Origin of the sequence: Streptomyces phaeolivaceus, from assembly GCF_009184865.1 — a bacterium.
GTDB classification, from domain to species: domain Bacteria; phylum Actinomycetota; class Actinomycetes; order Streptomycetales; family Streptomycetaceae; genus Streptomyces; species Streptomyces phaeolivaceus.
The window spans coordinates 179,361-205,131 of sequence record NZ_CP045096.1; the positions used below are offsets into that span (position 1 = coordinate 179,361).

The 25,771-nt window shown below is 70.7% G+C and carries 28 protein-coding genes and 2 pseudogenes; 19 read left to right on the top strand and 11 right to left on the bottom strand.

What is annotated here, in order from left to right; all coding sequences use genetic code 11:
* The first annotated feature begins 193 nt into the window (after positions 1 to 193).
* Both F9278_RS01170 and F9278_RS01175 read left to right on the top strand, forming a co-directional pair.
* The gene (locus F9278_RS01170) at positions 194 to 1,816 is read left to right on the top strand and encodes an ABC transporter substrate-binding protein (RefSeq protein WP_152166566.1); all 1,623 of its coding nucleotides are present in this window, start codon (positions 194 to 196) and stop codon (positions 1,814 to 1,816) included.
* Between the two features lie 3 nt (positions 1,817 to 1,819).
* Positions 1,820 to 2,779 (top strand): ABC transporter permease, encoded by a 960-nt coding sequence (locus F9278_RS01175; protein WP_152166567.1) that lies wholly within the window; start codon positions 1,820 to 1,822, stop codon positions 2,777 to 2,779.
* Here the strand turns inward: F9278_RS01175 and F9278_RS46040 are convergent.
* The gene (locus F9278_RS46040; protein WP_193242107.1) at positions 2,719 to 2,940 is read right to left on the bottom strand and encodes a hypothetical protein; all 222 of its coding nucleotides are present in this window, start codon (positions 2,938 to 2,940) and stop codon (positions 2,719 to 2,721) included. The two genes, F9278_RS01175 and F9278_RS46040, sit on opposite strands and share 61 nt — an antisense overlap.
* Positions 2,941 to 2,946: 6 nt before the next feature.
* On the opposite strand from F9278_RS46040, the gene F9278_RS01180 reads away from it, so the two are divergent.
* From F9278_RS01180 to F9278_RS01195, 4 genes are read left to right on the top strand one after another with little or no spacing between them, the layout of a single operon-like run.
* On the top strand, positions 2,947 to 3,846 hold the full coding sequence (locus tag F9278_RS01180; protein WP_404818842.1) for an ABC transporter permease: 900 nt from the start codon (positions 2,947 to 2,949) through the stop codon (positions 3,844 to 3,846).
* Between the two features lie 38 nt (positions 3,847 to 3,884).
* Positions 3,885 to 5,579: a dipeptide ABC transporter ATP-binding protein gene (locus F9278_RS01185; protein ID WP_226966575.1), complete on the top strand. Its 1,695-nt coding sequence runs from the start codon at positions 3,885 to 3,887 to the stop codon at positions 5,577 to 5,579.
* A complete protein-coding gene (locus tag F9278_RS01190; protein ID WP_152166569.1) occupies positions 5,576 to 6,460 on the top strand; it encodes a DUF1684 domain-containing protein in 885 nt (294 codons plus the stop codon). The genes F9278_RS01185 and F9278_RS01190 overlap by 4 nt, the downstream gene beginning before the upstream one ends.
* 56 nt (positions 6,461 to 6,516) lie before the next feature.
* The gene (locus F9278_RS01195) at positions 6,517 to 7,581 is read left to right on the top strand and encodes an LLM class flavin-dependent oxidoreductase (protein WP_152166570.1); all 1,065 of its coding nucleotides are present in this window, start codon (positions 6,517 to 6,519) and stop codon (positions 7,579 to 7,581) included.
* Positions 7,582 to 8,008: 427 nt separating this feature from the next.
* Here F9278_RS01195 and F9278_RS01200 read toward each other — a convergent pair whose 3' ends face one another.
* On the bottom strand, positions 8,009 to 8,692 hold the full coding sequence (locus F9278_RS01200) for a hypothetical protein (protein WP_152166571.1): 684 nt from the start codon (positions 8,690 to 8,692) through the stop codon (positions 8,009 to 8,011).
* Between the two features lie 96 nt (positions 8,693 to 8,788).
* Positions 8,789 to 9,256 (bottom strand): VOC family protein, encoded by a 468-nt coding sequence (locus F9278_RS01205; protein WP_152166572.1) that lies wholly within the window; start codon positions 9,254 to 9,256, stop codon positions 8,789 to 8,791.
* A 580-nt stretch (positions 9,257 to 9,836) separates the two neighbouring features.
* On the opposite strand from F9278_RS01205, the gene F9278_RS01210 reads away from it, so the two are divergent.
* Positions 9,837 to 10,619 carry a hypothetical protein gene (locus F9278_RS01210; protein WP_152166573.1) on the top strand — a complete coding sequence of 261 codons (783 nt, stop codon included), beginning with the start codon at positions 9,837 to 9,839 and terminating at the stop codon, positions 10,617 to 10,619.
* A 13-nt stretch (positions 10,620 to 10,632) separates the two neighbouring features.
* Here the strand turns inward: F9278_RS01210 and F9278_RS01215 are convergent, their stop codons facing one another.
* The 4 genes from F9278_RS01215 to F9278_RS01225 form a co-directional block, all read right to left on the bottom strand.
* The gene (locus tag F9278_RS01215; RefSeq protein WP_152166574.1) at positions 10,633 to 12,159 is read right to left on the bottom strand and encodes a glycoside hydrolase family 43 protein; all 1,527 of its coding nucleotides are present in this window, start codon (positions 12,157 to 12,159) and stop codon (positions 10,633 to 10,635) included.
* 161 nt (positions 12,160 to 12,320) lie between these two features.
* Positions 12,321 to 13,412 (bottom strand): LacI family DNA-binding transcriptional regulator, encoded by a 1,092-nt coding sequence (locus F9278_RS01220; RefSeq protein WP_404818843.1) that lies wholly within the window; start codon positions 13,410 to 13,412, stop codon positions 12,321 to 12,323.
* 84 nt (positions 13,413 to 13,496) lie between these two features.
* The gene (locus tag F9278_RS46745) at positions 13,497 to 13,721 is read right to left on the bottom strand and encodes a hypothetical protein (RefSeq protein ID WP_226966576.1); all 225 of its coding nucleotides are present in this window, start codon (positions 13,719 to 13,721) and stop codon (positions 13,497 to 13,499) included.
* A complete protein-coding gene (locus tag F9278_RS01225) occupies positions 13,697 to 14,071 on the bottom strand; it encodes a carbohydrate kinase family protein (protein WP_226966577.1) in 375 nt (124 codons plus the stop codon). Before F9278_RS01225 ends, F9278_RS46745 begins: the two co-directional genes overlap by 25 nt.
* 8 nt (positions 14,072 to 14,079) lie before the next feature.
* Here F9278_RS01225 and F9278_RS01230 point away from each other — a divergent pair.
* Positions 14,080 to 14,367: pseudogene (locus F9278_RS01230) on the top strand (DNA alkylation repair protein); the annotation flags it as partial.
* A 100-nt stretch (positions 14,368 to 14,467) separates the two neighbouring features.
* Here F9278_RS01230 and F9278_RS01235 read toward each other — a convergent pair.
* From F9278_RS01235 to F9278_RS01245, 3 genes are all read right to left on the bottom strand, one after another.
* A complete protein-coding gene (locus F9278_RS01235) occupies positions 14,468 to 14,860 on the bottom strand; it encodes a VOC family protein (RefSeq protein WP_152166575.1) in 393 nt (130 codons plus the stop codon).
* The gene (locus tag F9278_RS01240; protein WP_152166576.1) at positions 14,857 to 15,186 is read right to left on the bottom strand and encodes an ArsR/SmtB family transcription factor; all 330 of its coding nucleotides are present in this window, start codon (positions 15,184 to 15,186) and stop codon (positions 14,857 to 14,859) included. Before F9278_RS01240 ends, F9278_RS01235 begins: the two co-directional genes overlap by 4 nt.
* Positions 15,187 to 15,254: 68 nt before the next feature.
* Entirely contained in the window at positions 15,255 to 16,202 is a 948-nt protein-coding gene (locus tag F9278_RS01245) for an amidohydrolase family protein (protein ID WP_152166577.1), read from the bottom strand.
* Positions 16,203 to 16,320: 118 nt separating this feature from the next.
* Here F9278_RS01245 and F9278_RS01250 point away from each other — a divergent pair, with 118 nt between their 5' ends.
* Both F9278_RS01250 and F9278_RS01255 read left to right on the top strand, forming a co-directional pair.
* The gene (locus F9278_RS01250) at positions 16,321 to 16,797 is read left to right on the top strand and encodes an SRPBCC family protein (RefSeq protein ID WP_152173625.1); all 477 of its coding nucleotides are present in this window, start codon (positions 16,321 to 16,323) and stop codon (positions 16,795 to 16,797) included.
* A 36-nt stretch (positions 16,798 to 16,833) separates the two neighbouring features.
* Positions 16,834 to 17,529 (top strand): nucleoside deaminase, encoded by a 696-nt coding sequence (locus F9278_RS01255; RefSeq protein ID WP_226966578.1) that lies wholly within the window; start codon positions 16,834 to 16,836, stop codon positions 17,527 to 17,529.
* Here F9278_RS01255 and F9278_RS01260 read toward each other — a convergent pair.
* A complete protein-coding gene (locus F9278_RS01260; RefSeq protein WP_226966579.1) occupies positions 17,516 to 17,953 on the bottom strand; it encodes an Lrp/AsnC family transcriptional regulator in 438 nt (145 codons plus the stop codon). The genes F9278_RS01255 and F9278_RS01260 overlap by 14 nt on opposite strands.
* Before the next feature lie 80 nt (positions 17,954 to 18,033).
* Here F9278_RS01260 and F9278_RS01265 point away from each other — a divergent pair, with 80 nt between their 5' ends.
* The 9 genes and pseudogenes from F9278_RS01265 (at position 18,034) to F9278_RS01305 (ending at position 25,659) form a co-directional block, all read left to right on the top strand.
* Complete coding sequence (locus F9278_RS01265) at positions 18,034 to 18,753, top strand: AzlC family ABC transporter permease (RefSeq protein ID WP_152166579.1); 720 nt, start codon at positions 18,034 to 18,036, stop codon at positions 18,751 to 18,753.
* On the top strand, positions 18,746 to 19,075 hold the full coding sequence (locus tag F9278_RS01270) for a branched-chain amino acid transporter permease (RefSeq protein ID WP_193241333.1): 330 nt from the start codon (positions 18,746 to 18,748) through the stop codon (positions 19,073 to 19,075). Before F9278_RS01265 ends, F9278_RS01270 begins: the two co-directional genes overlap by 8 nt.
* Positions 19,076 to 19,592: 517 nt before the next feature.
* The gene (locus F9278_RS01275; RefSeq protein WP_152166580.1) at positions 19,593 to 20,033 is read left to right on the top strand and encodes an RrF2 family transcriptional regulator; all 441 of its coding nucleotides are present in this window, start codon (positions 19,593 to 19,595) and stop codon (positions 20,031 to 20,033) included.
* 144 nt (positions 20,034 to 20,177) lie between these two features.
* Entirely contained in the window at positions 20,178 to 21,383 is a 1,206-nt protein-coding gene (locus F9278_RS01280) for a globin domain-containing protein (protein ID WP_152166581.1), read from the top strand.
* A 115-nt stretch (positions 21,384 to 21,498) separates the two neighbouring features.
* Complete coding sequence (locus tag F9278_RS01285) at positions 21,499 to 21,972, top strand: carboxymuconolactone decarboxylase family protein (protein WP_152166582.1); 474 nt, start codon at positions 21,499 to 21,501, stop codon at positions 21,970 to 21,972.
* A gap of 194 nt (positions 21,973 to 22,166) precedes the next feature.
* Positions 22,167 to 22,934, top strand: coding sequence for an SDR family oxidoreductase (locus F9278_RS01290; RefSeq protein WP_152166583.1), 768 nt, complete (start codon positions 22,167 to 22,169; stop codon positions 22,932 to 22,934).
* Between the two features lie 256 nt (positions 22,935 to 23,190).
* Positions 23,191 to 24,237 (top strand): annotated as a pseudogene (locus tag F9278_RS01295) (transketolase-like TK C-terminal-containing protein); the annotation flags it as partial.
* Positions 24,238 to 24,257: 20 nt separating this feature from the next.
* Entirely contained in the window at positions 24,258 to 25,061 is an 804-nt protein-coding gene (locus F9278_RS01300; RefSeq protein WP_152166584.1) for a class I SAM-dependent methyltransferase, read from the top strand.
* A gap of 100 nt (positions 25,062 to 25,161) precedes the next feature.
* Complete coding sequence (locus F9278_RS01305) at positions 25,162 to 25,659, top strand: Ohr family peroxiredoxin (protein ID WP_152166585.1); 498 nt, start codon at positions 25,162 to 25,164, stop codon at positions 25,657 to 25,659.
* Positions 25,660 to 25,771: the final 112 nt, after the last annotated feature.

Sequence of the window (25,771 nt, forward strand, 5' to 3'; positions counted from 1 at the left end):
CAGCCGTTCCGGCACCGGCGACGCATGCCCCTTTCCCGGCTCTTTTCCGTTTTCCTTTCCGCTTCCTTGTCCTTCCTTCTTCTCCCTCACCCTCCACAGCCGTGTCGTCCTGCCCTGGAGCGACACCATCCGCGTATCTCCGCCGTCCGCACGAGCCCGTGCGGGACGGCTTTCGAGTAGGAGAACCACTTCCGTGATATCGCATCCGGATTCCCGCCCCGCCCGATGGGCGACACTGACCGCGCTCCTCACCACCGGTGCACTGCTGACCGCCTGCTCGTCCGGAAGCGGCGGCGGTGCGAGCGACGGCACCGGCCGGCCGAAGTCCGGCGGCACCCTGACCTTCGCGGTGGGCTCCGACGCCGGCTGCGTGGACCCGCAGCAGGTCGGCAGCAACGACACCATCTACTCCCTGCGTCAGATCGTCGACTCCCTGACCGACCAGGATCCCAAGACCGGCAGGATCGTGCCGTGGCTGGCGAAGAGCTGGGACATCAGCAAGGACACGAAGACCTTCACCTTCCACCTCCGATCAGGGGTCACCTTCAGCGACGGGTCAACGCTCACCGCGCAGGTGGTCAAGGACAACTTCGACGCGGTGCCGAAGCTGGGCGCCCTCGCGACCCTGGCCCAGGGGTATCTGAGCGGGGTGGAGAGCACCACCGTGGTCGACCCGCTCACCGTGCGGGTGAGCTTCAAGCAGCCCAACGCCCAGTTCCTCCAGGCCACTTCCACGTTCTCGCTGGGCATCGAGTCGTCGGCGAGCGTGAAGCGGGCCCCGAAGCAGAAGTGCAGCGACGGGGTCGTCGGCAGCGGCCCGTTCACCCTGAAGCAGTATGTGCAGAACCGTTCCATCACCTTGGCCAAGCGGACCAAGTACGCCTGGGGTTCCGCGCTGTGGAGCAAGAAGGGCGAGGCGTACCTCGACCGGCTGGTGTTCAAGGTGGTGCCGGAGGCCGGTGTGCGCACCGGCAGCCTGCAGTCCGGTCAGGTGGACGCGATCAGCAGCGTCGGCAGGGCCGACGAGAGCGCGCTCAAGGGTGCCCAGGTGAACCTGGCGGCACGGGCCAACCCGGGCAATGTGTTCAACCTGGGGCTGAACAACTCCCGGCCGCTGCTGAAGGATGTGAAGGTACGGCAGGCGATCCTGTTCGCCGTCGACCGGCAGCAGATCGTGGACGCGGTGTTCCCGACCGGCACCCGGCCGGCCACGAGCATCCTGGCGCACACCACCCCGGACTACACGGACCTCGGCAAGGACCTGGCGCACGACGCGGCGAAGGCCAAGTCCCTGCTGGACGAGGCCGGTTGGAAGACCGGCGGCGACGGCATCCGGACGAAGGACGGCGACAGACTGAGCCTGACCGTCTCCTGGTTCGCCAACGCGGCCACCAACCAGCCCGCCCTGGAGCTGATCCAGCAGCAGCTCAAGGCCGTCGGTATCGACATCGTCCTCAAGGAACGGCAGATCAGCCAGTTCGCCACGACCCTGCAGTCCGGTGACTTCGACGCCGTATGGGGCAATGTCACCCGCGCCGACCCCGACATCCTGCGCAGCTCCTACTCCACGAAGCTCGCCAACTTCTACCATCTGCCCGCGAGCCCGCTCGACTCGCTGCTGACCCGGCAGGCGGCGACCAGCGACGCCACCGAGCGCGCGCAACTGGTCGAGCAGGCACAGCGGTTGATCGTGAGGAACGCGTATGTCGTACCCGTGGTGGAGCTGCAGACCCAGCTCGGGGTGGCCAAGAAGGTGCACGACCTCGGCTTCGAGGCATCCAGCCGGATCCAGCTGCACGACACCTGGATCGGCTGACGCGTGCGCCGCTATGTGGTCAAGCGCGTCGCGCAGGCGGTCGGGGTGCTGTGGGCTGCCTACACCGTCTCGTTCCTGGTGCTGATCCTCCTCCCCGGTGACCCGGTGTCGGCGATGGCCGGCGCCGGGGCGGAGGCCGGCACGGTCGACCCTGCGCAGCTGGCGAGGCTGCGCCACGAGTACGGCTTCGACAAGCCCGTGCTCGCGCAGTACGCCGACCATCTCGGCCGGGCGGTGCGCGGGGACTTCGGCGACGCCATCTCCACCGGCCGCCCGGTGACCTCGACGCTGGGCGACGCGCTGCCGCAGACCCTGACGCTGACCGGTACGGCGCTGCTGCTCGCGGTGGTTCTCGGCGGCGGTCTCGCGGTGCTGGCGACCTACACCTCGCGGCGGTGGCTGCGGCAACTGCTGCTGTCGTTGCCGCCGCTGGGGGTCTCGGTGCCGACCTTCTGGGTGGGGCTGCTGCTGGTCGAGGTGTTCTCGTTCCGGCTGCGCTGGTTCCCGGCGTTCGGCAACGACGGGCCGCGGGGCCTGGTGCTGCCGGCGCTGACGCTGGCGATCCCGACCGGCGCGCAGATCGCCCAGGTCCTGGCCAAGAGCCTGCTCACCGCCCTGGATCAGGCCTATGTGGAGACCGCGCGGGCCAAGGGCGCGGGCCGGCTGCGGATCCATCTGCGGCACGCGCTGCGCAACGCGTCGCTGCCGGCGCTGACGGTCGTCGGGCTGCTCGCCGGGCAGCTGATCGCCGGTTCGGTGGTCGTGGAGACCGTGTTCTCCCGCGACGGTCTGGGCCGGGTGACCGTGGCCGCGGTCACCGCGCAGGACATCCCACTGGTCCAGGGGGTGGTGGTGTTCGGTGCGCTGATCTTCGTACTGGCCAATCTGATCGTCGATCTCGTCTATCCGCTCCTCGACCCGCGGATCGTGGTGGCCTCGGGCAGGAAGGGGAGTTTCGCATGACCCAGCGTCTCGTCGACGACGTCGGCGATGTCCACGAGGGTGGCGATGTCCACGGCGTCGGCGGTGCTCAGGCCGGCGGCGTTGCTCAGGCCGGCGGCGTTGATCGTGGCGGCGGCGTTGCTCATAGCAGCGATCTTGCCCATGGTGACGGCGTTGCTCATGGCATCGTGACCGGCGCCGCGCTCGCCCCGGCGCCTGCCGTCCCGCCCGGTATCGGCCCGGGTGCCGGGCGGCGGCCCGAACTCCGGCGCGCCCTGCGGTTCTTCGTGCGCCGGCCCGGTCTGCTGGTCTCGCTCCTGGTCGTGGTCCTCGTGGTGCTGGCGGCGTTCGGGCCGGGGCTGTTCACGGCGAAGGACCCCCTGCACGGAGTGCCGACGGAGAACTTCCGCGGCCCGAGCGGTGCGCACTGGTTCGGCACCGACGAACTCGGACGCGACCTGTTCGCCCGGGTGGTGCACGGCGCCCAACTGTCGCTGAAGGCCACGCTCATCGCGGTCGCGGTCGCCTTCGTGGTCGGCGGTCTGCTCGGCCTGCTCGCCGGGTTCGTGGGCCGCTGGGTCGACGACGTGCTGATGCGTTTCGTCGACGTACTGCTGTCGATCCCGGCGCTGTTCCTGTCCCTGGCCCTGGTCACGGCGCTCGGCTACGGGACGGTCAAGGTGGCGGTCGCGGTCGGTGCGGCAGGGGTCGCCGGCTTCGCCCGGGTGACACGCGCGGAGGTGCTGCGGGTCCGGCAGGCGGTCTATGTCGAGGCGTCGCGCTCGTGCGGGGCCCGCTGGTACTCGGTGCTCGGCCGCCATGTGCTGCCCAACGCGGTGGGCCCGGTCCTCGTCCTGGCCACCCTCGAATTCGGCACCGCGGTCCTCGCCGTGTCCTCCCTCAGCTTCCTCGGCTACGGGGCACCGCCGCCCGCACCGGAGTGGGGCACGCTCATCTCAGACGGCCGCAACTACCTCGGCAACGCGTGGTGGCTCACCGCGCTGCCCGGCCTGGTGATCGCCGCGACCGTGCTCGCCACCAACCGCGTCGCGCGAGCGCTCGACGGCGAATGGGGCCGACAGCGATGACCGCCCCCACGACGAACGACCCCGGAACGGGTGGAAACATGACGACCACACCGGCGGCGGCGCCGACATCGGAACCCCTGCTGGAGGTGCGGGGCCTGTCGGTGTCGTACCGCACGCGCGGCGGCACCGTACAGGCGGTGCGGGGCGTCGACCTGGACGTGTGGCCGGGTCAAGTGACCGCGGTGGTGGGCGAGTCGGGCTCCGGCAAGAGCACGACGGCGCACGCGATCGTGCGGCTCCTGGCGGCGAACGGCGGCATCGACGCCGGTACGGTCCGCTTCGGCGGGCACGACCTCACCACGCTGTCCGAGCGCGAGCTGCGTACCGTACGCGGCGCGCGGATCGGTCTGGTGCCCCAGGACCCGACGGTGTCGCTGAACCCGGTCAAGCGTGTCGGCGAGCAGGTCGCGGAGGTGCTGCGCATCCACGGGCCGGCCACCCGGCGCTCCGCCCCGGTGGACGCGATCGCCATCCTGGAGCGGGCCGGGATGCCCGACGCGGCCACCCGGGCCCGGCAGTACCCGCACGAGCTGTCCGGCGGGATGCGGCAGCGGGCGCTCATCGCGATCGCCATCGCCGGCGGCCCCCGGCTGATCGTCGCCGACGAGCCGACCAGCGCCCTGGACGTCACCGTGCAGCGGGTCATCCTCGACCATCTCCAGCACCTCACCGAGGAGTCCGGCACCGCCGTGCTGCTGGTGACCCACGACCTCGGTGTGGCGGCCGACCGGGCGCAGCGGATCGTGGTCATGTCCGAGGGCCGGGTCGTCGAGGCCGGTCCGACCCGCGACATCCTCGACGACCCACGACACGAGTACACCCGGCGGCTGCTGGCCAGCGCGCCGAGCCCGACGACGGCACGCCCCCGGGCCACGGTGACGACACCCCCGACCGCTCCCGAGGCGGCGACGCCGCTGGTGGAGGTCCGCAACGCGGTCAAGGAGTTCCGCCTGCCCCGCGCCGGCGGCTCGGCCCGCACCCTGCGCGCGGTCGACGACGTGAGCTTCACCCTCCACCGGGGCCGCACCCTGGCCCTGGTCGGTGAGTCCGGCTCCGGCAAGTCCACCACCGCCCGCCTCGTGCTCCGCCTGACCGACCCGACCTCAGGGCACATCGTGTTCGACGGAGCCGATGTCACCGCCGCGCGCGGGGCACGGGCGAGGGAACTGCGCCGACGGGCCCAGCTCATCTACCAGAACCCGTACGCCTCGCTCGATCCCCGGTTCTCCATCGCCGAGGTGATCACCGAGCCGCTGCGCGCGTTCGGGGTCGGCGACCGCGCCGCCCGGCGCGCGCGGGCCCGTGACCTGCTGGAGCGGGTGGCGCTGCCCGCCTCGACGCTGGAGCGCCGCCCGGCGGAACTCTCCGGCGGCCAGCGGCAGCGTGTCGCGATCGCCCGCGCCCTGGCGCTCTCCCCCGACCTGGTGGTGTGCGACGAGCCGGTGTCCGCGCTCGATGTGTCGGTGCAGGCCCAGGTCCTCGACCTGCTCGCCGAACTCCAGGCCGACACGGGGGTGGCGTATCTGTTCATCTCGCACGACCTGTCCGTCGTACGGCAGATCGCGCACGAGGTGGCCGTGATGCGCTCCGGCCGCATCGTCGAGACGGGCACCGCCGAGGACCTCTTCGCCCACCCTCGCCACGACTACACCCGCGAACTGCTCGCGGCGATCCCCGGCGGCCGTCACACCACGGCCGCCTCCCCTTCGCGCAAGACCGAGGAGCACGCATGACCGTTCAGGACAGCGCTCGGGACAGCGCTCAGGACACCACTCAGGACACCACCGCGGACGCCGTGTTCAGCCGCGACTGGCAGGAGTGGCACACCGGGCAGGAGGCCCGGCTCGCCGACCCGCACGGCTTCCTCGCCATCACCGGCCTGCACTGGCTCGGCGACGAGCCGCGGCGCTTCCCCGACGCTCCGGGCGCCTGGTCGACCGGACCCGACGGGGTCGTCGTGGTCCTCGACGAGCGCGACGCACGTACGGCGGGTGACGAGGGCGCGGACCTGGTCGTGGACGGCACCCCCGTCCGAGGCGAGTACCGCTTCGGGGTGCTGCCGGAGCGCGGCGGGGTCAACGCGGTCTGGGGCGACGCCGTGATCGAGGTGGCCAGGCGCGGCGGCCACGACATCGTCCGCCCCCGCCACCCGAACGCCCCGCTGCGCACCGCGTTCACGGGTACGCCCGCCTACGCCCCGCACCCCCGCTGGGCGGTGACCGGCCGCTACACGGCCTTCGACACGCCCAGGCCGACGACGGTGGGCGCGGCGGTCGAGGGCCTTGAGCATGTGTACGACGCTCCGGGCCGGGTCGAGTTCGAACTCGACGGACGCCCCCTGGCCCTCACCGCGTTCCCCGGTCACGGTCCCGGCAACCTGCTGGTGCTGTTCACCGACGCGACCTCCGGGGTCACCACGTACGCCGCCAACCGGGCCCTCGCCCTCGCGCCGCCCGCCGAGGACGGCACGGTCCTCCTGGACTTCAACCGCGCGACGAACCTGCCGTGCGCCTACACCGACCTGGCCACCTGCCCGCTGCCCCCGGCCGAGAACCGCCTGCCGGTGGCGATCGAGGCCGGGCAGAAGCTCCCCCGAGAGCGGGGCGGTTCCTGAGCGCCGCACGCACACGCACTCTTATCTCGTACACGACCGAGAGGGACAAAGACGGCATGGGTACCCCCGCGATCAGCTCGCTGGCGTTTCTCACCCCCGGCAACTTCGCCGACGACGACCCGTACACCGGTCTGGAGGAGACACTCCAACTGTTCGAGTACGGCGAACAGTTGGGCTACGACGGCGCCTGGATCCGGCAACGGCACCTCGAACACGGCGTCGGCTCGGCCGCCGTGTTCCTCGCCGCGGCCGGGCAGCGCACGGAGCGGGTCGAACTGGGGACGGCGGTCATCCCGATCGGGTACGAGAGCCCGTTCCGGCTCGCCGAGGACCTCGCGCTGGCCGACGTACTGTCCCGCGGCCGTCTCCAGGCCGGCTTCAGCACGGGCATGCCGCACGCGGAACTCCTGGGCGACCTGGTGTACGACGGCGACTGGCGTGGCTTCGACCTGTCGTACGGCAGGATCGCCCGCGTCGTCGACCACCTGCGCGGCGACTACCTCGGCACCCCGGACACGGTGATCCACTCCCCCGGCAACACCCAGCGGCCACGCCTCCAGCCGCACAGTCCCGGCCTGGTGGACCGGGTCTGGTACGGCGGAGGCAGTCTGCGCTCGGTCCGCTGGGCCGCGGAGCACGGCCTCAACCTGCTCACCGGCAACATCGTCACCGGCGAGGCCACCGACGACTTCACCACGGCCCAACTCGCCCTGCTCTCCGCGTACGGGCGCACCCTCGCCGGGGGCCGGCCGACGCGGGTGGCGCTCGGCCGGGTGATCGTCCCGTTCGACGGCGCGGACCTCTCCACCCGGGCCCGCTACCGGGCGTACGCCGCCGCCCGGCACGCCCGCACGCTCGCGCCACAGGGCCCCGAACGCACCCTGTTCGCCTCGGACGTCGTGGGCACCGCCGACCAGATCCTGGAACAACTCACCGCCGACCCCGTGGTGGCGTCCGTCTCGGAACTCCGCCTTGAACTGCCGTACGAGTTCCGACGGGCCGACTACGAGCAGATCCTGCACGACGTACGCCACTTGATCGCGCCCGAACTGGGCTGGCGACCGGACACGACGCCATCACCACGCGAGGACGCCGTCACCGCGTCGGGCGGGCGGGCGTAGTGGGCAGAAGCAAGCACGCACCATGACGCACCGCGCCGCGCCCCACAGCACCGACCGTGAACCGACCGTGAAGGGACCGCTGGATGTCCGACGCCGCCGCCGGCCCTCGAACGACTTCGTCGAGGACATCGTGGTCGTCCAGGAGACCGGTGGGACGGTGTACTTCCTGTTGATCCCCTACCGGCCCGGTCACGCGGGCAACGCGGCGGGCCATGTGTTCCGTCGTCCGGTCGGCGACGACGGACCGGCCGAGAACATCCTCGCCACCAACGACACACTCCGCGAGCCGTGGTGTTCGCCGAACGGCCATGCATGGACGGCTGACAGTGGTTTTCGCTCGGTCGGGTTCTCGACGGGCTGTTCGCGTCGAGCGTCCGGTGTCGGGCCGCGTGGTGTGGTCTGCCCATCGGGCGCGCTACCGCCGAGTTCACGCCCCGCCTCGTCGCCCGGGACGTACGAAGTGGGCGTACGGCGGATACGGCTTGAAGCAGACCAGCAGTTCGAGGGGGTGGCCACCACCGGGTTCCTGGACCAGCGACGTGAGTCCCGTCATGTACGCCGAGCGGCCCTTGTCGACGCCCTTCTGTCGCGGGCCCCAACCCGCCGCGTAGGCGCAGGACATGGAGATCTCGGCGAAGACGTCACGGCAGCCGAACAGGAAGAACGTGCGGGCATGGGTGGCATGCCGCACCTCCTCGTCGAAGTCGGCGCGCCCGCACCGGGCCCGCCACGAGGTGGCGTCCCGGGCGGTGCGTGCCTCGTCGGTGCGGACGGTCAGCGGCGTGCCGTTGACCAGCCCGCGCCGCAACTCGGGCCACTTGCTGGGGCGCAGACCGAGCGTGTCGTGGACGAGGACGAGGTCGACCGGCTCGCCGTGCCCCTCGTCGGGAGGGACGCTGTCGCGCAGCGGTACGTGGACGATCGTGTGCCGGGAGTAGGCGGCGAAGGAGAACAGGCCCGCGAGCCGGTTCAGCCCGTCGTGGTCCCCGAGCAGCATGCCGATGGGTTCGGGGGCTCGCAGAGTCGTGTGGCGAAGGGGTTGCCGGGGCTGGACGACACGGTGCTCGTGCGGCCCCGTCCGGAGCCTGAACTGACGCAGCCTCAGCCGCATATGTAGTACCTCATGCCCTCAGCATCGGGGGCACCACTTCTCCTCGGCAACGGAAATGGGAGACTCACCCGAGGTCATGGCCATGCCCGGGGCAGGTCAGTCGTCGCTCGGCATGGCCTCCGCCGCCCGCTTCTCCATCTCCTCCGGTGAGATGTCCTCCACATGTGTGGCGACGTGCCAGCGGTGGCCGAAGGGGTCCTCGAAGTGGCCGACGCGGTCGCCGTAGAACTCGTCCTTGACCGCGTTGATCTGGGTCGCCCCCAGGGAGAGTGCCGCGGCGAAGACGGCGTCCACGTCGTCGACGTAGACATACAGGTTCACCGGTGTCCCGCCGAGCGTCTTCGGGCTACGGAACCCCAGGTCGGGGAACTCGTCCGCGACCATGACGACCGAGTTGCCGATCTGCAGCTCGGCGTGGTGGACCTTGCCGTCGGGTCCCGCCATCCGCATGCGTTCCGTGGCGCCCAGGACGGCGATGTAGAAGTCGATCCCGGCCGCCGCGCCGTCGACACAGAGGTAGGGCGTGACGCGCGGATCGTCCTCGGAGTAGGGCTCTGTGCTCACTGTCTGCCACCTTCCGACAGGTGATGGCCGCGCCCATGGCCCGGTGACGGTCATCGCCACCGCGCGGGCGCGTTCGCCGCCCCAGTGAATGCCCGGACCTACGACAAGCGTGACACTCATCCCCGGCCCACGCAGCCAGACGGGCCGATCACTCCGCGCCGCTCCGCTTCCCGGCCCCGTAGTACCAGGCATCGGCCCCGTGCTGCCGGGCATCGGCCCGCGCCCCTCCGCCGCGCTCCGGATTCCTCCGACTTTCGGCCGACCGCTGCCCGTCCGGTCCGATCACTTGTGGCCGTTCGAGGGCTGGTGGCCTCGACCACGTCAGCGGTCTGTACCGCGCCTGCGCCGACGACCTGGACCGGGTGCGCGAGAAACAGCGCAGGCTGCCGCGCGGGCCGCACGACAACGGCACGGGGCACCTTCACTCGTACGACATCAACCCGATGACCTCCTTCACGCCGCCCCATCCCCGGGGCGGCACCCCTCTCCGGTGGGAATCTCCGCAGACTCATGGGTTGTGAACAGGAAATGGTGAGTAACATCCGCACACACCACATCCATTTGCCGGGAGGTAACCGCCATGACCGCAACGCCTTCGGAGACAACCGACCTCAAAGCGCAGTACACCGCCCAGGTCTCCGCCGACCTGGAGCGCAACGCCAAGGAGCAGGACCGGCTTCGCGAGGAGATCGCGGCGCTGCAGGACCAACTCCGCGGCCTCCAGCAGGACCAGAGCGTGCTGGCGAACATGCAACAGGCACTCGGCGTCCTGACACCTGAACCCGTCACCGCCGAGCCTCAACCCACGCCCACGCCCACACCTACTCCCGCACCCTCGCCCGAGGAGGCCGCGGCACCTTCCGTTCCCCGGCAGAAGACCTCGACCACCTCCTCGCCGACCGGTAGGCGGACCCGGGCGAAGAAGCCTGCCGCCCCGCAGGACGTCAAGAAGGCGAAGAAGCCCGTCGCCGCCAAGAGCACCACCGCGAAGGCCGACGCTGCCAAGGCCACCCCCGCCAAGCCCGCGAACTCGACCACGGCCACCGCCACCGGCACCGGCAAGAAGACTCAGCCGACACTCGTCGAGCTGATCCGCGTCCACCTCACCGAGCAGAGCGGACCGCACTCCGCCGCCGAGGTCGCCACGGCGCTCACGCAGGCTCACCCCGACCGCCGTATCCAGACCAATGTCGTACGCACCACCCTCGAAGGCCTGGTGGCCAAGAGCAACGCACAGCGCACGAGGCAGGGCTCCTCCGTCTACTACACCGCCCCCGACCCCCAGGAACCGGCCACACCGCTCCAGGCACCGTCAGAGTCCCAGTCCGAGCCCGAGCCCGAGCCCGAGCAAGCGAAGGGCTGAGGCCGGGGTCGCCTCAGGCGTCCAGTGGCTCGTAGTCGAACCAGTCGAAGTGAACCGAGCCGGCCGTGGCGAACATGCCGAGAACTCGGCCGGTGAAGCCGCCGGCGACCTCCGTGGACAGGTAACGGCCGTCCAGGGAGGCCAGTGCGACGAAGGTCCCGTCCGGTTCCTCGAAGCCGAGCGAGACCAGGTCGGGGCCGGTACGGGGGTCGTTCACGGTGTCCACGGACGTCACGTCGACGCGGAGGACGACGGGGCCCGGCGACACCGGTCGGGATGCCACGACCGTGTTCAACGGGCCGATGCGGGCCCGGACTCGTACCTGCCCGGTCGCGGCCTCCGTCTCGACGGAGTAGTGGTGACTCTCGTCGAGGCGTACGGCCAGACCGCCCCGCCCCTGGGCCGCGTCGACCAGGGTGCGCGCCCGGCACGAGCGGTGCTGCTGCCGTCGACCCACGAACAGCACGTCGGTGTCGTCGAGCGATCCGCCACGCGCCCGGAGGGTGAGTGAGCCGGGGCGTTCCTTCGTGGTGCAGTTCTCCGTGGGGCGGTCGCGCAGGGAGACCCAGTGCGGGGCCAGTTCGTTCGCGTCGAAGTCGTCCCGGCGCTCCGGCGCGGCGGCGGGTGGCCGGAGGGGCCAGGGCGGGGCGGGCATGACGGTCGACAGTTCGCCGACGACGGGCCAGCCGTCGACCCACTCGACCGGCACCAGATGGGTCTCGCGGCCGAGTACGTGCCAGCCGGGGGTGCCGCCCCCCGGCCGTACGCCGAGCAGCACCATCCACCACGACCCGTCGGGCCCCTGCACCAGATCGGCGTGGCCGGTGTTCTGGATGGGGTGGTCGGTGCTCCGGTGGCTCAGGATCGGGTTGGCCGGGCAGGGCTCGAACGGGCCCGTGGGTGTGCGGCCCCGGGCGATCGACACTCCGTGGCCCCGCTCGGTGCCGCCTTCGGCGATGAGCAGGTACCAGTGGTCGCCGATGCGGTACAGATGGGGTGCCTCGGGCGCCTTGGCGCCGGGTACCCCGGACCACAGCCGCCGACGTTCTCCGTAGGTCTCCCCGGTGTGCGGGTCGAGGCGGATCTGTCCGACTCCGGCGGTGGTGCACCAGCAGGTGCCGTCCTCGTCCCAGGCGATGTCGGGGTCGATACCGTGCACGCCGGGCAGTCGGATCGGCTCGGACCAGGGGCCCGCCGGGTCGGTGGCCGTGAACAGCAGATTGCCGTCGCCGCTCACGTTGGTGACGATCAGCCGGAACCGGCCGTCGTGGTGGCGGAGGGTGGGTGCGTAGATCCCGCCGGAGGAGGGTGTGTCCGGCGGCAGACGGAGTTGGCTCGGGCGGTCGAGCGCGTTGCCGATCTGCGTCCAGTGCACCAGGTCCCGGCTGTGGAGGATGGGGACGCCGGGGAAGTACTCGAAGCTGGAGCAGGCGAGGTAGTAGTCGTCGCCCGCCCGGCAGATGGACGGATCCGGGTAGAAGCCGGGGATCACCGGGTTGCTGAAACTACTTTCCGTTCCGGAGGCGCTCGTCACCTTCATCGGTCCCTTCGCGGCTACGAAAGTTTCTCTTCCAGCGACGGACAAGTTTCTCGATCAGGCTAGTTACGGCCGTACGGACGGTCAATGCCCCGGTGGATCGATGCCGCCGGTGGATCGGTCCCGGGGCATCGATGCCGTCGTGGGTCAATTACCGACGTGGGTCAACTCCCGGCGGGAGGTGCCGTGCTGGCGCGGACCGTGAGGGTCGTCGCGATCTCCAGGCCGGCCTGGGGTGCGGTTTCGCCCCGTCCGAGGGTGAGGGCCAGTTCGGTCGCGGCCACGGCCATCTCGGTCAGGGGCTGGTGAACGGTCGTCAGGGGCGGGTCCACCCAGGCCACGACCGGCAGGTCGTCGAATCCGACGACGCTCAGGTCGTCCGGGACGCGCAGTCCGGCCTCGCGTGCCGCCTGGTAGACGCCGAGCGCCTGAAGGTCGTTGGTGGTGAAGATCGCCGTCGGACGTTCGGGCAGCGCCAGCAGGGAACGCGCCGCCGTGTGGCCGTCCTCGCTGGTGAGGGGTGCGTGCACGACGAGTTCCGGTGCGACCGGCAGGCCGGCGGCCCCCATCGCGGAGCGGTATCCGTCCAGGCGGGCGCAGCAGTACAGCTGGTCCTGCGGGCCGCCGATCATGGCGATGCGGCGGTGTCCGAGTTCGGTGAGGTGGCGGGTCGCGGCCCGGCCGCCGGACCAGTTGGTGGCGCCCACGAACGGGACGTCGTCCGGTAGTTCGGTGGCCGGGTCGACGACGACGAACGGGATGCCCTTCGCCCTGAGCCGCTCCCGCTCGGCCGCGGAGAGCTGGGCCACGGACAGAACGCAGTTCGGGCGCCGGGAGACGGTGTCGTCCCAGGTGAGCGGGTCCGCGTCATACAGCCCGAACTCGGACACCATGACGCCCACGCGGTGCTGTCGGGCCACCCGCTCGACACCGCGGATGATCTCGACCGCCCACATGTGCTTGAGCTCGCGGAAGACGAGCTCCACGACGTTGTTCCGGTTGGCGCCCGTGGGTTTGCGGTAGCCGTGGCGGTTGACCAGTTCCTCGACACGGGCGCGGGTGTCGGCGGAGACACCGGATCTGCCGTTGATCACCTTGGAGACGGTGGGGACGGACACCCCCGCCGACTCGGCGATGAACGCGATCGTGACCGGCCGGGACGTGTCGCCCCGCCCTTCGTTCCCGCTCACCGGCCCGCTGCCCGCGTCGTCCACCGTGCCGTCGTCCACCGTGCCGTCGGCCGCGAAGTCAGCCAAGGTCGCCCGCCCGTCTGCTGGTTGTGCCCGGTTCATTCTGGCATCTCGCACCGTCACGGCTCTGGCCTCCGGAACATCCCGCTGTTAATTTCTCCGCCGCGAAGAACGAAACTTTCCTTCGTCGAACACTTTCACAGAGCGGTTCCGCCCCGCTGTTTCGCCGAGGACGCCGGACAGGTATCCGGCGACGAAGGCGCCGACCAGATCGACGGCCTCGACCTGGCGGGCCGCGCGGTCGGTCGGCCCGTCGGCGGTGAAGCCGGTCGCGCCACGTGCGCCACGTTTCACCACCACCTCGGCGACACCCATCGCCACGAGGGAACGCACGGCCTCGGCTTCGCCCGCGTCGGGGCGGTCCAGCACGAGGGGAGTTCGTCCTCGGAGGCGATGAGCAGGTCGATGTGGGCGAGCAGCGGCCGTAGCGCCGTGCGGGCTTCGTCGGCGGTCCACAGCCGGGAGCGGTGGTTGGCATCGAGGCAGACGGTGATGCCGGCCTCGCGCGCGGTCGTGGCGGCGGCGAGCACGGCTTCGGCCGCCGAGGGGCCGAGCGCCGGGGTGATGCCGGTCAGGTGCAGGACGCGAGCGCCGGAGGCCAGCGCGGGCAGTACGTCGGCGAGTGCGAGCGCCGAACCCGCGGAACCGGCGCGGTAGTAGTGCACGCGGGTGCTGGGCGCTGACCACCGAGCGCGTGGCGAAGAAGTCCGAGGGCCTCGACCTCCCCGGTCTGCTCGACGTCATCGAGGCGGAGATGAAGGACGCCCCGGACCGCCTCCAGTGGGCGATGAACCACTGTCTGGCCCAGATCGGCATCGAACACCCCGAACACCGCGCCCGTGCGCTCGCCATCGGTGAGCGCCTGGCGGTGCTCAAGGACTATCCGACCTCCCCGGGCTGTACGTCGCCGTTCGCACCCGTCTGGATCACCGAGATGGTACGCCGTAAGCAGGACGCGTAGACCGGACCAACGCCTCGGCCCGGACCAACTCCTCGACGGGGACGGGCGGTTCACGCACCCGGAGTGCGGTGCTCCGCGGCCGTCGGCGACCGCGCCGCGATCACTGCGGCTGTGTCGCGATCTGGATCAGATTGCCGCAGGTGTCGTCGAAGACGGCGGTGGTGACGGGGCCCATCTCCACGGGTTCCTGGGTGAAGCGGACGCCGAGGCCGTGCAGGCGGGTGTACTCGGCCTGTACGTCGTCGACTGCGAACTGGGCGAGCGGGATGCCGTCCTCGACAAGGGCGTCGCGGTAGGTCCTGGCGGCCGGGTGGCCGGCGGGCTCCAGGAGGAGTTCGGTGCCGTCGGGCTCGTCGGGCGAGACGACGGTCAGCCAGCGGTCCTTCTCGCCCACCGGGACGTCGTGCTTCTTCACGAAGCCGAGGATCTCCGTGTAGAAGTGCTCGGCCTTGGCCTGGTCGTCGACGAAGACGCTGGTCAGATGGATCCTCATGGGGTGCTCTCCTTCGGTTCGGGGCCTGCCGCCGGTTCGGGGCCGCCCGCGTCGGGCACATGCCATCGCTCGGCGATCCGTCGCAGCGGGGCGGTGTTCAGGTCGTGGAACTTGTAGCGGCCCTCCCGCCTCGTCCCGACGAGCCCGGCGGTCTCCAGCACGGCAAGATGCTGAGAGACCGCCTGCCGCGAGATCCCGAGCCCATGCTTCATGCTCAGCCGCCCACAGATCTCGAACAGCGTCTGTCCTGATTTCTCGGTCAGCTCATCGAGGATGGTGCGACGGGTCGGATCACCCAGGGCTTTGAACAGATCGTCGTCGGCCACACCCCCAGCATAGGCAAGTCACCACTTGCCTATCAAGTCGAGCCACCGCCCCGGCGGACGCACGCCCCTCACAGCCCGAACAGTTCAGCCGCGTTGTCGTGGCACACCCCCCGTAGCCACTCCTCGCCCAGGTCGAGGCGTTCCAGGGCATGGAGCTGGTGTAGGTACGGGTAGGGGATGTTGGGGAAGTCGGAGCCGAGGAGGACGCGGTCGGCGAGGGTGGTCAGGCGGGGCAGGGCCCGGCGGGGGAAGGGCATGAACCGTTCGGTGAAGTCGGTGAACGCCATCGTCGTGTCGAGCCGCACCTCCCCGTACCGCTCGGCGAGCCCGAGGAACTCCTCGTACTCGGGCATCCCCATGTGCGCGACGATCAGCCGCAGCCGGGGGTGCCGGGCCAGCACCCGTGCGATCGGCTCGGGGCCGGTGTGCTTGCCGGGCGTGGGGCCCGAGCCGCAGTGGATCACCACGGGCACGCCTGCCTCGGCCAGCAACCCCCAGGCCCGGTCGAGGAGTTCGTCTGCCGGGTCGTACGCCCCCACCTGCACATGTGCCTTGAAGACGCGCGCACCCGCCTCGACGGCTTCCCGGACGCACGTCTCGACGCCGGGCTCGGGGAAGAGGGTGGCGGTGTGCAGACAGTCGGGGGTACGGCGGGCGAAGTCGACCGCCCAGCCGTTCAGCCACCGGGCCATGCCGGGCTTGTGCGGGTAGAGCATCGCCGTGAACGCCCGTACGCCGAACTCCCGGAGCAGAGCGGCCCGTTCGGCCTCCTCCTCGCGATACCTGATCGGCCACTCCATGCCACCGGTCAGCGGTCCGAGCGCGTCGAAGTACTCCCACACCTTGCGCAGGACGCGCTCCGGCATGAAGTGCGTATGGACGTCGACCAGCCCGGGAAGCCCGAGCGCCTCCCAGAACCGGCGGATCTCCCCGGCCTCGGCACCCGCTCCCCCACCATCGCCCTCACCGTCAGCCCCAGCCCCAGCCCCAGCCCCATCCGCGTACACATCAGTCATGGCCCTACGATCGGCTCCGGCGCGGCCTCCGGTCCACCCCTTCGCCATGGGCCGGGTGTGGATCTCGACGGACCGGGCACTCGGCGGGCGACCGAGGCGGATGGGCCGGAGGTGCGGCATGGCGGTACGGCATCGTCTGATCAAGGTGAGCCCAGCAATCGTGTGGGACGTGCTCGCGGACGGCACCCGGTACGCGGAGTGGGTGGTGGGAACGTCGGCCACCGAGCCGGTGCGGGGACAGTGGCCACAGCGGGACTCGGCGATCGGCTACGAGGTCCGCCTGGGTCCCCTGCGGCTGACCAACGAGACCGTCGTCCGGCACTGCGAAGAGGGCTCCGAGCTTGGACTGGAGGCGCGGGCGGGCGCGCTGGGGACGGCGCGGATCTCCATCGAGCTGCACCCCTGGGGACCGTACTGCCTGGTGATCGCGGACGAACACCCGCTGCAGGGCGTGGGCGGAGCACTCCACAACGTGGGCGTGGAGGCACTGATCCAACTACGCCATCGCGCGATGCTCGCCCGCCTCGCCCGACTCTGCGAGGCGCGGGCCGAGACCCGCGAGGCGGGACGGGGACGCTCTGCGATGATTCGGTGACTCAGAGGGATCATCGCGTCGGGCGAGGAGAAGCGTATGGATTCGGGCAGGCGGCGGTTTCTCGGGCGATGGGGCGCCGTGGTGACCGGAATCGCGGCACCACTCGCCCCTTCCCCGACCTCGAACCCGACCTCGAACCCGAACACGAACCCGAACACGGCGACGGCGACGGCGACGGCGACGGCGACGGCGACGGCGACGGCGACGGCCTCGCAGGCCGCCGCTGCCACCGGTGGCACCACGTCTCACGAACCGTTCATGTGGCTGGCCGTCGAGCAGGCCCGCAGGAACCCCGAGTGGCCGTTCGGCGCGGTGATCGTCGACTCGCGTAGCGGTGAGGTCCTGGGAAGAGGCGTCAATACCGGGGCGGACAGTCCGCTGCTGCACGGCGAGGTGGTCGCGATGAACGACTACGTACGCCGACACGGCAACCAGGGATGGTCCGGGACGACCCTCTACACCACGGGTGAGCCCTGTTCGATGTGCATGAGCGCACTGGCGTGGGCGGATGTGCGGCGCGTCGTCTGGGCCAGTTCGATCGACGAGCTCCGCCGCACCGACATCATCCAGATCGCCCTGACCGCACGGGAGGTGGCCGCCGCCGCGCGGTCCTTCTACACCCCGGACCTCCTCCTGGGCGGCGTACTGGCGAACCACACGAACCGCCTTTTCGAGGAGGCCCGGCGGCTGCGCCAGGGCCAGAGCCTCTCCGGCGCGCTCAGACGGCCTTGATCTTCTTCATGGTCAGGTGGGACTCGGTGCGCAGGACGCCGGGCAGCCCGGTGAGTCTGACGGTGAGGAAGGCCTCGTACGCGGCGTGGTCGGCGACGGCGACGCGGAGAAAGTAGTCGGGGCGGCCGAAGAGTCGGCGGAACTCGATGACCTCGTCGTACGAGGCGACGGTCTCCTCGAACGCCCGCACGGTCGCGCGGTCGGTGGCCGAGACCTCGACGTCGACGAGGACCTCCAGACCGCGCCCGATCGCCGCCGGATCGACGACGGCTCGATAGCCGGCGATGACCCCCGCCTCCTCCAGGCGCTTGACGCGGCGAAGGCAGGGCGGCGGGGTGAGGCCGACCCGTTTCGCCAGCTCGACGTTGGTCAGCCGACCGTCCTTCCGCAGATGAAACAAAATATCGTGATCGATGGAATCCATATGCATTTCATTGCTCACAGAGGCATTCTAGAGCCATAATCGGCAACCAAAGAACGTCCGATTCCTTCTAAAATTTCCCCATGGGAACACCCGGAACACCTGCGGCCGTCACCGACGTCCCCGATCGCTCCGCCGCCTTCAAGGACTCCACCTCCGTGGGTCTCGGCCTGGTCCCACTGGGCCTCGCGTTCGGTCTGCTCGTGACGCGGTCGGGGCTGGACTGGTGGTGGGCCACCGCGTTCACCACCCTGATCTACGCGGGGTCGTTCGAGTTCCTGCTCATCGGTCTGGTCGTCGCCGTCGCCCCCTTGGCGACCGTCGCCCTCACCGCGCTCCTGGTGAACATCCGGCACCTCTTCTACGCACTGTCCTTCCCGCTGGACCGGGTGAAGGGCAGCTTGGGCAGGGCGTACAGCACGTTCGCCCTCACCGACGAGGCGTACGCGCTGGCCACCGGTGAGCGGGCCCGTTCCTGGTCGGGGCGGCGGATCGTATGGCTCCAGGTGTTCATGCAGGTGTACTGGGCGGCCGGGGCCACCGCCGGAGCGCTTCTCGGTGCGGTCCTCCCCGGCAGTGTGACCGGACTGGACTTCGCCCTGACCGCGCTGTTCGCCGTCCTCGCGCTCGACGCGCCGCGCGACCGCCGAGGCGACCTGCCCACACCGCTACTGGCACTGCTCGCGGCAGTGGTCGCCCGGCTGCTGTTCCCCGAGCAGTTGCTCCTGGCCGCCTTCGCCCTGTTCACGGCCGGGCTGCTGGCCCGCCGCTTCGCCACCGCCGGGGAGCCCCGCCATGCCTGACACGCCCTATCTCATCGCCGCGGTCACCGTCTCCGCCGCCGTCACGTGGGCCCTGCGCGCCCTGCCGTTCGCCGCGCTCGCCCCACTGCGATCCAGCGCGACCGTGCAGTACCTCAGCACCCGGATGCCGGCCGGCGTCATGCTGATCCTGCTCGTCTACTGCCTGCGGGACCTGCCCCTCACCGAAACACGCGCCCTCGCCCCCGCGCTGGCCCTGACCGTCACCGCCGCGCTGCACCTCTGGCGCCGCAACGCGTTGCTGAGCATCCTCGGCGGCACCGCCACCCACGTCGTCCTGATGAGCACGGTCTTCGCGCGCTGAGTCCGGTGCGACCGGTGGGACCCGTGGACCGGGGGCCGGATGCCGGATGCCGGGGGCCGCTGTCACAGATCAACTCGCCGCCTTGTCATGCGCATCGGAACCAGCACGCACGCGGAACAAGAACGCGGAAGGTGAAGTCCTCATCATGAGCGCCGAGTCGATCCCTCAGGAGCCCACGCCCACCCGCCGACCCCGACCCAGGCACCGGCCCCGGCCCCGGCCCCGATCGCGCAAGACGCTCGGCCTCGTCGCCCTTGCCCTGCTGGTCGCGGCCGTCCATCTCGGGGCGGGCGGGCTCCTGTTGGCGTGGTCCGGCCCGTGGAAGCGCCGGGTTGTGGGAATCGTCCTGGCAGTTGCCCTGGTCAAGGCTGTCGTTGTCGTACGCCGTCTCGCCGTCCGCCGAAGGGCCACGACCACGCCCACACCCACGACATCCGTTGACCACACGGCCACTGACGAGACGTAGGCCACTGCCCTTAAATACGTATCTCCGATGCAACATTGATAGGCTGCCTCCGTGAGGCTGACCAGATACACGGATCTCGCACTCCGGGCAGTGATGCGCCTGGCCGTCGTGGACGGCGAGGAGTTGCTGACCACGCGACAGATCGCCGAGTCCGTGAACGTCCCCTACACGCACATGGCGAAGGCCATCGCGCAGTTGCAGCACCTGGGGGTGATCGAGGCGCGGCGCGGTCGCAACGGCGGGCTGACGCTCACTGCCGCGGGCCGGAGCGCTCCGGTGGGGGACCTGGTCAGGACACTGGAAGGGGACCGGGAAGCCGTGGTGTGCGAGGGCGACGCCCCGTGCCCCCTCGCGGGCGCCTGCCGGCTGCGGCGGGCACTGCGGGAGGCGCAGGAGGCGTTCTACTCCTCACTGAACGGGGTGACCGTCGCCGACCTGGTGACATCCCCGACAGGACCGGTACTGCTGGCCCTGGGAGCTCCCCCGGGCTGACCGCCCGACCGTCGCCGACACCTCGGGCCACCGACCACGCCCGAACAGCGACCAAAAATACGCATCCAAAATACCAATTCAATCCACCTGCCAAGCCACCCATCAATCGATCTCAATCGAGCACTGATCCGAGGAGTGTGTCTGATGCTTTCCGCACAGTCGGCCCCCGTCGTACGAGCGACGCTTCCCGTGGTGGGAGCCTCGCTGACCACGATCACGGAGCTGTTCTACCGGCGACTCTTCGAGGAGCGGCCGGAGCTGCTGCGGCATCTGTTCAACCGGACCAACCAGGCCACCGGCGCGCAGCGCGAGGCGCTGGCCGGCTCGGTGGCCGCCTTCGCCACCCTGCTGGTCGAGAAGCCCGACGTACGCCCGGACGCGGTCCTCGCGCGTATCGCCCACAAGCATGTCTCGCTCGGTATCACCGCCGACGAGTACCCCTTGGTCGGACGGCATCTGCTCGGGGCGGTCGCCGAGGTGCTCGGGGACGCCGTGACGCCCGAGGTCGGCGCCGCCTGGGACGAGGTCTACTGGTTGATGGCCAACGCCCTGATCGCCATCGAGGCCCGGCTGTACGCCGAGGCCGGTGTCGCGGACGGGGACGTGTGGCGGCGTATGGAGATCGCCGAGCGTCGTCAGGAGTCGGCCGACGCGGTGTCCCTGGTCCTGCGCCGGACGGACGGCCGTCCCACCGTCGCCTTCCGGCCCGGACAGTACGTCAGTGTCCGCGTCGAACTGCCCGACGGCGCCCACCAGATCCGCCAGTACAGCCTGTCCACCGCGCCCGATCACAAGACCTGGCGCATCACGGTCAAGCGCGAGCGGACCACCGACGGCACCGTCCCCGACGGCGAGGTCTCGTCCTGGCTGCACGCGCACGCCGAGGTGGGTGACATCCTCGATGTGTCGCTGCCCGCCGGCGACCTCGTCCTGCCCGAGGCCGACACCCCTCTCTTCCTCGCCTCCGCGGGCATCGGCATCACCCCCATGCTGTCGATGCTCGACCATCTCGCCCTCACCTCCTCCGCCCGCCCCGTCACCGTCGTGCACGCCGACCGCTCGCCCCTCGACCATGTCCACCGGGACGAGCAGGCGGACCTCGTCAGCCGTCTGACCAGCGCGGATCTTCACCTGTGGTACGAGAACGACGCCCACCGCGCGCCCGCCGCACAGGCGTTCGCCGGGCGCGCGACCCTCGAACACCTCACCCCCGCGCCCGGCACCACCGCCTACCTCTGCGGGCCGCTGCCGTTCATGCGGACGGTGCGCGGCGAGCTGCTGGAGAAGGGGCTGCACCCCTCCGCCATCCACTACGAGGTCTTCGGCCCCGACCTCTGGCTCACCAAGTAGGCGGCGGCGGAGAGCGGGCCGCGCGTGAGACGCAGGTCACATCCGCCTTCCTGTCACGGATCGACCGGGCTACCTGGTCAGTAGGGTGTATCCGCCACACGGCAAGGAGATCACCGTGGAACCGCGTCTCAACTACTTCGGTCACCCCCTCGCGGGCAAGGTACTGAAGCACATCAACTCGGCCGGCAAGGTGGTGTCGGACTCGACACTGCCTGCCACCGTCCAGGAGCTGGTGAAGATCCGCGCGAGCCAGATCAACGGCTGTGGCTTCTGCACCGACATGCACACCAAGGACGCCACCCAGGCCGGCGAGACCCAGCAGCGCCTCAACCTGATCGCCACGTGGCGCGAGGCCAAGGTCTTCACCGAGGCCGAGCGTGCCGCGCTGGAACTCGCGGAGCAGGGCACCCGTATCGCCGACGCGGCCGGTGGTGTCACCGACGACGTCTGGGCGAACGCCGCGAAGCACTTCGACGAGGAGCAGCTCGTCGCCCTGATCTCGCTCATCGCCGTCATCAACGCCTACAACCGCATCAACGTCATCAACCAGCAGCCCGCCGGGGACTACCAGCCCGGCCAGTTCGGCTAGACACCCTCCCCGACCAGGCACACACGGTCCGTCTCCACGCCGCCCCGACCTACGGCGAGGAGGCGGACTTGTCGTGATTACGGGGCGTGCGGTGGCGCACTGTCTCTGTGACAGTCGTCGCGCTCGTTGTCACAACAGTGGGACGTGGTCTGTCGTATGTGGTGTATGCGGGAACTCATGGAAAGGGATTCCAGATGAGGGTAGTTGTCGCAGGCGCCACCGGCCGGATCGGTTCTCGAACGGTGGCGAGGCTCCGGGACCACGGTGTGGAGGCTGTGCCGGTCTCCCGTCACCACGGTGTCGATGTGCTCACGGGGGACGGTCTGAGCGAGGCGCTGCGGGGCGCCGAGGTGCTCGTGGACGTCACCGACGCGCCCGCGCGGACCGAGGGCGCGGGGCTGCACTTCTTCCGTACCGCCACGACCAATCTGCTGGCCGCCGCGGTCGCGGCCGGTGTCGAGCACCATGTGGTGCTCTCCGCCGTGGGGGCCGACCTGCTGTGGTCGGACTACTTCCGCGCGAAACTGCTCCAGGAGGACATGGTGCGTAACTCGCCGGTTCCGCACTCGGTCGTCCGGTCCACCCCGTTCTTCGAGTCCATCGAGGTGATGGTGGAGCGGAACACCTTCGCCGACGAGGTGCGCGTGGCGCCGGTGCTCGTGCGTCCCGTGTCGACGGAGGACGTCGCCGTCACCGTCGCGCATGTCGCCGTAGGGCTTCCGCTGTTCGGTCTCGGCGAGGTCGCCGGGCCGGAGGTGCGCCGGCTCGACGAGCTGGCGAGCGAGGTGGTGACCGCGCGCGAGGACGGACGGGTCGTCGTCCCCGACCCGCGGGCCCGGTACTTCGGGGCCGAGTTGCGAGAGCGGACGCTGCTGCCCGGCGAGGGCGCCCGGCTGGGGCACATGGCGTTCGCCGAGTGGCTCGGGCGGCCCGTCGTGCCCGCGAACGGGCGAGTGTCGTGAACGGCCCGGCCCGGCCGGCGGAGTTCGGTACGACGAGCGAGCTGGACCAGCTGCCCGACCTGGACGCGGAGGAGACCGCGGAATGGCGGGCGTCGCTCGACGCCGTCATCGCCCACGCGGGGCCCGACCGTGCCGTGTATCTGCTGCGGCGCGTCCACGAGTACGCGGCCCGCGCCGGGGTGGCCGTCCCGGGCCTGCCGACCTCGGACCACGTCAACACGATCCCGGCGTCCGCGCAGCCCGCGTTCCCGGGCGACCTCGCCATGGAGTCCCGTCGCCGAAGGGCCAGACCCACGAGCCGGTCGACGCCGATCAGCTGCTGCGCTACCGGGAGGCCACGGACGGCCAGCTCATCGACGAGGGCATCACCGAGGCCGGGTCGATGGCGGAGTTCACGGCGGCGGCGACGGCGTACGCCACCCACGGCGAACCCATGATCCCCTTCTACATCTTCTACGCCATGTTCGGTTTCCAGCGCACCGGCGACCAGTTCTGGGCGCTGGCCGACCAGTTGGGCCGCGGCTTCGTGATCGGTGCGACGGCCGGCCGTACGACGATGACCGGCGAGGGCCTCCAGCACGCCGACGGGCACTCGCATCTGCTGGCCTCCACCAATCCGGCCGCCGTGAGCTACGACCCGGCCTTCGCGTACGAGATCGCGGTGATCGTCGAGGAGGGGCTGCGCCGGATGTACGGCGAGCGGCCCGAGGACGTCTTCTACTACCTGACGGTCTACAACGAGCCCAAGCGGCAACCGCCCATGCCCGGCGGGCCGTCGGTGGAGGAGGGGATCCTGCGCGGCATGTACCGGTTCCGGCGGGCGGATCCCGACGCGGCCGGACCGCGGATCCAGCTGCTGTCCTCCGGCACGGCCATCCACTGGGCGCTGGCGGCGCAGGAGTCGCTGGCGTCCGAGTGGGGAGTGCGCGCCGACGTCTGGTCGGTCACCTCCTGGACGGAGCTGCGCCGTGACGCGCTGTGCGCCGACAGGGCGCGGCTGCGGGGCGAGGAACGCGTGCCGTACGTGACGGCGGCGCTGTCGGGCGCGCCGGGGCCCGTCCTGGCGGTCAGCGACTGGATGCGGCAGGTGCCCGACCAGATCAGCCAGTGGGTGGAGCAGGACCACACCTCGCTCGGCACGGACGGCTTCGGACTGTCGGACACCCGTGACGCCGTGCGCCGCTACTTCCACGTGGACGCCGGGTCGATCGTCGTCGCCGCCCTGGACCGGCTGGCCCGCACCGGCGCGCTTCCCCCGGAGACGGTCGTCCGGGCGCGCGCCCGCCACGACCGGCAGGGCTGACCGGCCGCCGAGGACATGCCATGCGCAATCCTTCTCCCCCTTCGGTGGCGAACGGCTCCCCCCTCGGCGGGGAGGAGGCGGTGGACGCCTACGCGATCAGCGCCGAGTTCTACGACGTACTGCAGGCGGAGCGGGACGACGCCCGGGTGCGTCGGCTGTACGGCGGTGATGTCGCGGGCGCCCGGGTCGGTGTGCTGGACGTGGGCGCCGGCACCGGACGGGTGACGTTGATGAGCCCCGCGGGTTCGCGCGTCCCCGTGCACGCGGTGGAGCCCACGCGTTCCATGCGTGCGCCGCTGATGACGCGCCTGGCGTCGCTGCCCGCCGACCGGCGACGACGGGTCACCGTGCACCCGCACCGGCTCGACGAGGCGGATCCGCGCGCGGTCGCCGATGTCGCCGTGTGCCACAACACGATCGCCTGTCTGCACCCGGTCTCGCGACGCGCCCTGTGGCCCGCCGTGGCCCGAGCGCTGGTGCCTGGGGGTGTGCTGCTGGTCCAGCTGCCGCCCGCCCGTCCGCCGCGGCACGAGACGACGTACGAGTTCCCGGCCCAGCGCATCGGCCGGCACGAGTACGGCGGGCGCATGGTGGCCTCGCCCCAAGGGGACCGGATCCGGACCGGCTTCGACTACTGGGTGCGCGGCGAGGGCGGTGTGCTGCGTGAGCACCACGAGACGTTCTGGATGTGGCCGGCGGGCCGTGCGGAGGTGGTCGGGGAGCTGAGGGGGGCCGGGTTCGCTCCGCTGCCCGAACGGGCCGATCCGTCCGTACTGGCGGTGCGGGCCACCTGGGCGGCGGGGGCGGTGTCACAAGCGGGGTGACTCGCCGGTCAACAGGCTGTCCGGAGCCATGAGCTTCCCCCCTACATAAAGGTGCATACGACATGGAATACGGCAAAGCCGGTTCGGTGGGCCGCCCGTGGTGACCGAGCGGAGCCCGTTGCCCGATCTGTCCGTCGAGAAGGATTTCGACGGGGAGTCCTTCTCCCCCATCTACACCACGACGGTGACGGTGAGCGGCGGGGCGGCGAGTCATGGGCGGGCCTCGGGGCGGGCGCGCTCGGACGACGGGGTGCTGGACATCGATCTGCGCATGCCCGAGGAACTGGGCGGCGACGGCAGCGGGACCAATCCGGAGCAGCTGTTCGCCGCCGGTTTCTCCGCCTGTTTCCACGGGGCGCTGAGCCTGGTGGCACGGCAGGCCGGGCTGGATCCGGCCACGATCTCCGTGATGGCGACCGTGGCGTTCGGCCGGGATCCGGAGGACGGTGGCTATCTGTTGCGCGTCGACCTGGTGGTCAAGTGGCCGGGCGTCGATCCGGAGGCCGCCGCACCGCTCCTGGAGAAGGCCGACTCGCTGTGTCCCTACGCGAAGATGGCCTGGCGGGGGACGCCGACCACCATCACGCTGGCTCTGTAGCCGCAGCCGCGGCCGTACCGCTGTCGCAGCCGCAGCCGTCGTGTGCCCGCGCGCACGACGGCTTCGTCATGCCTCGGGCCGTGCCGACGGGCCTGTCACAGATCGCGGGCCG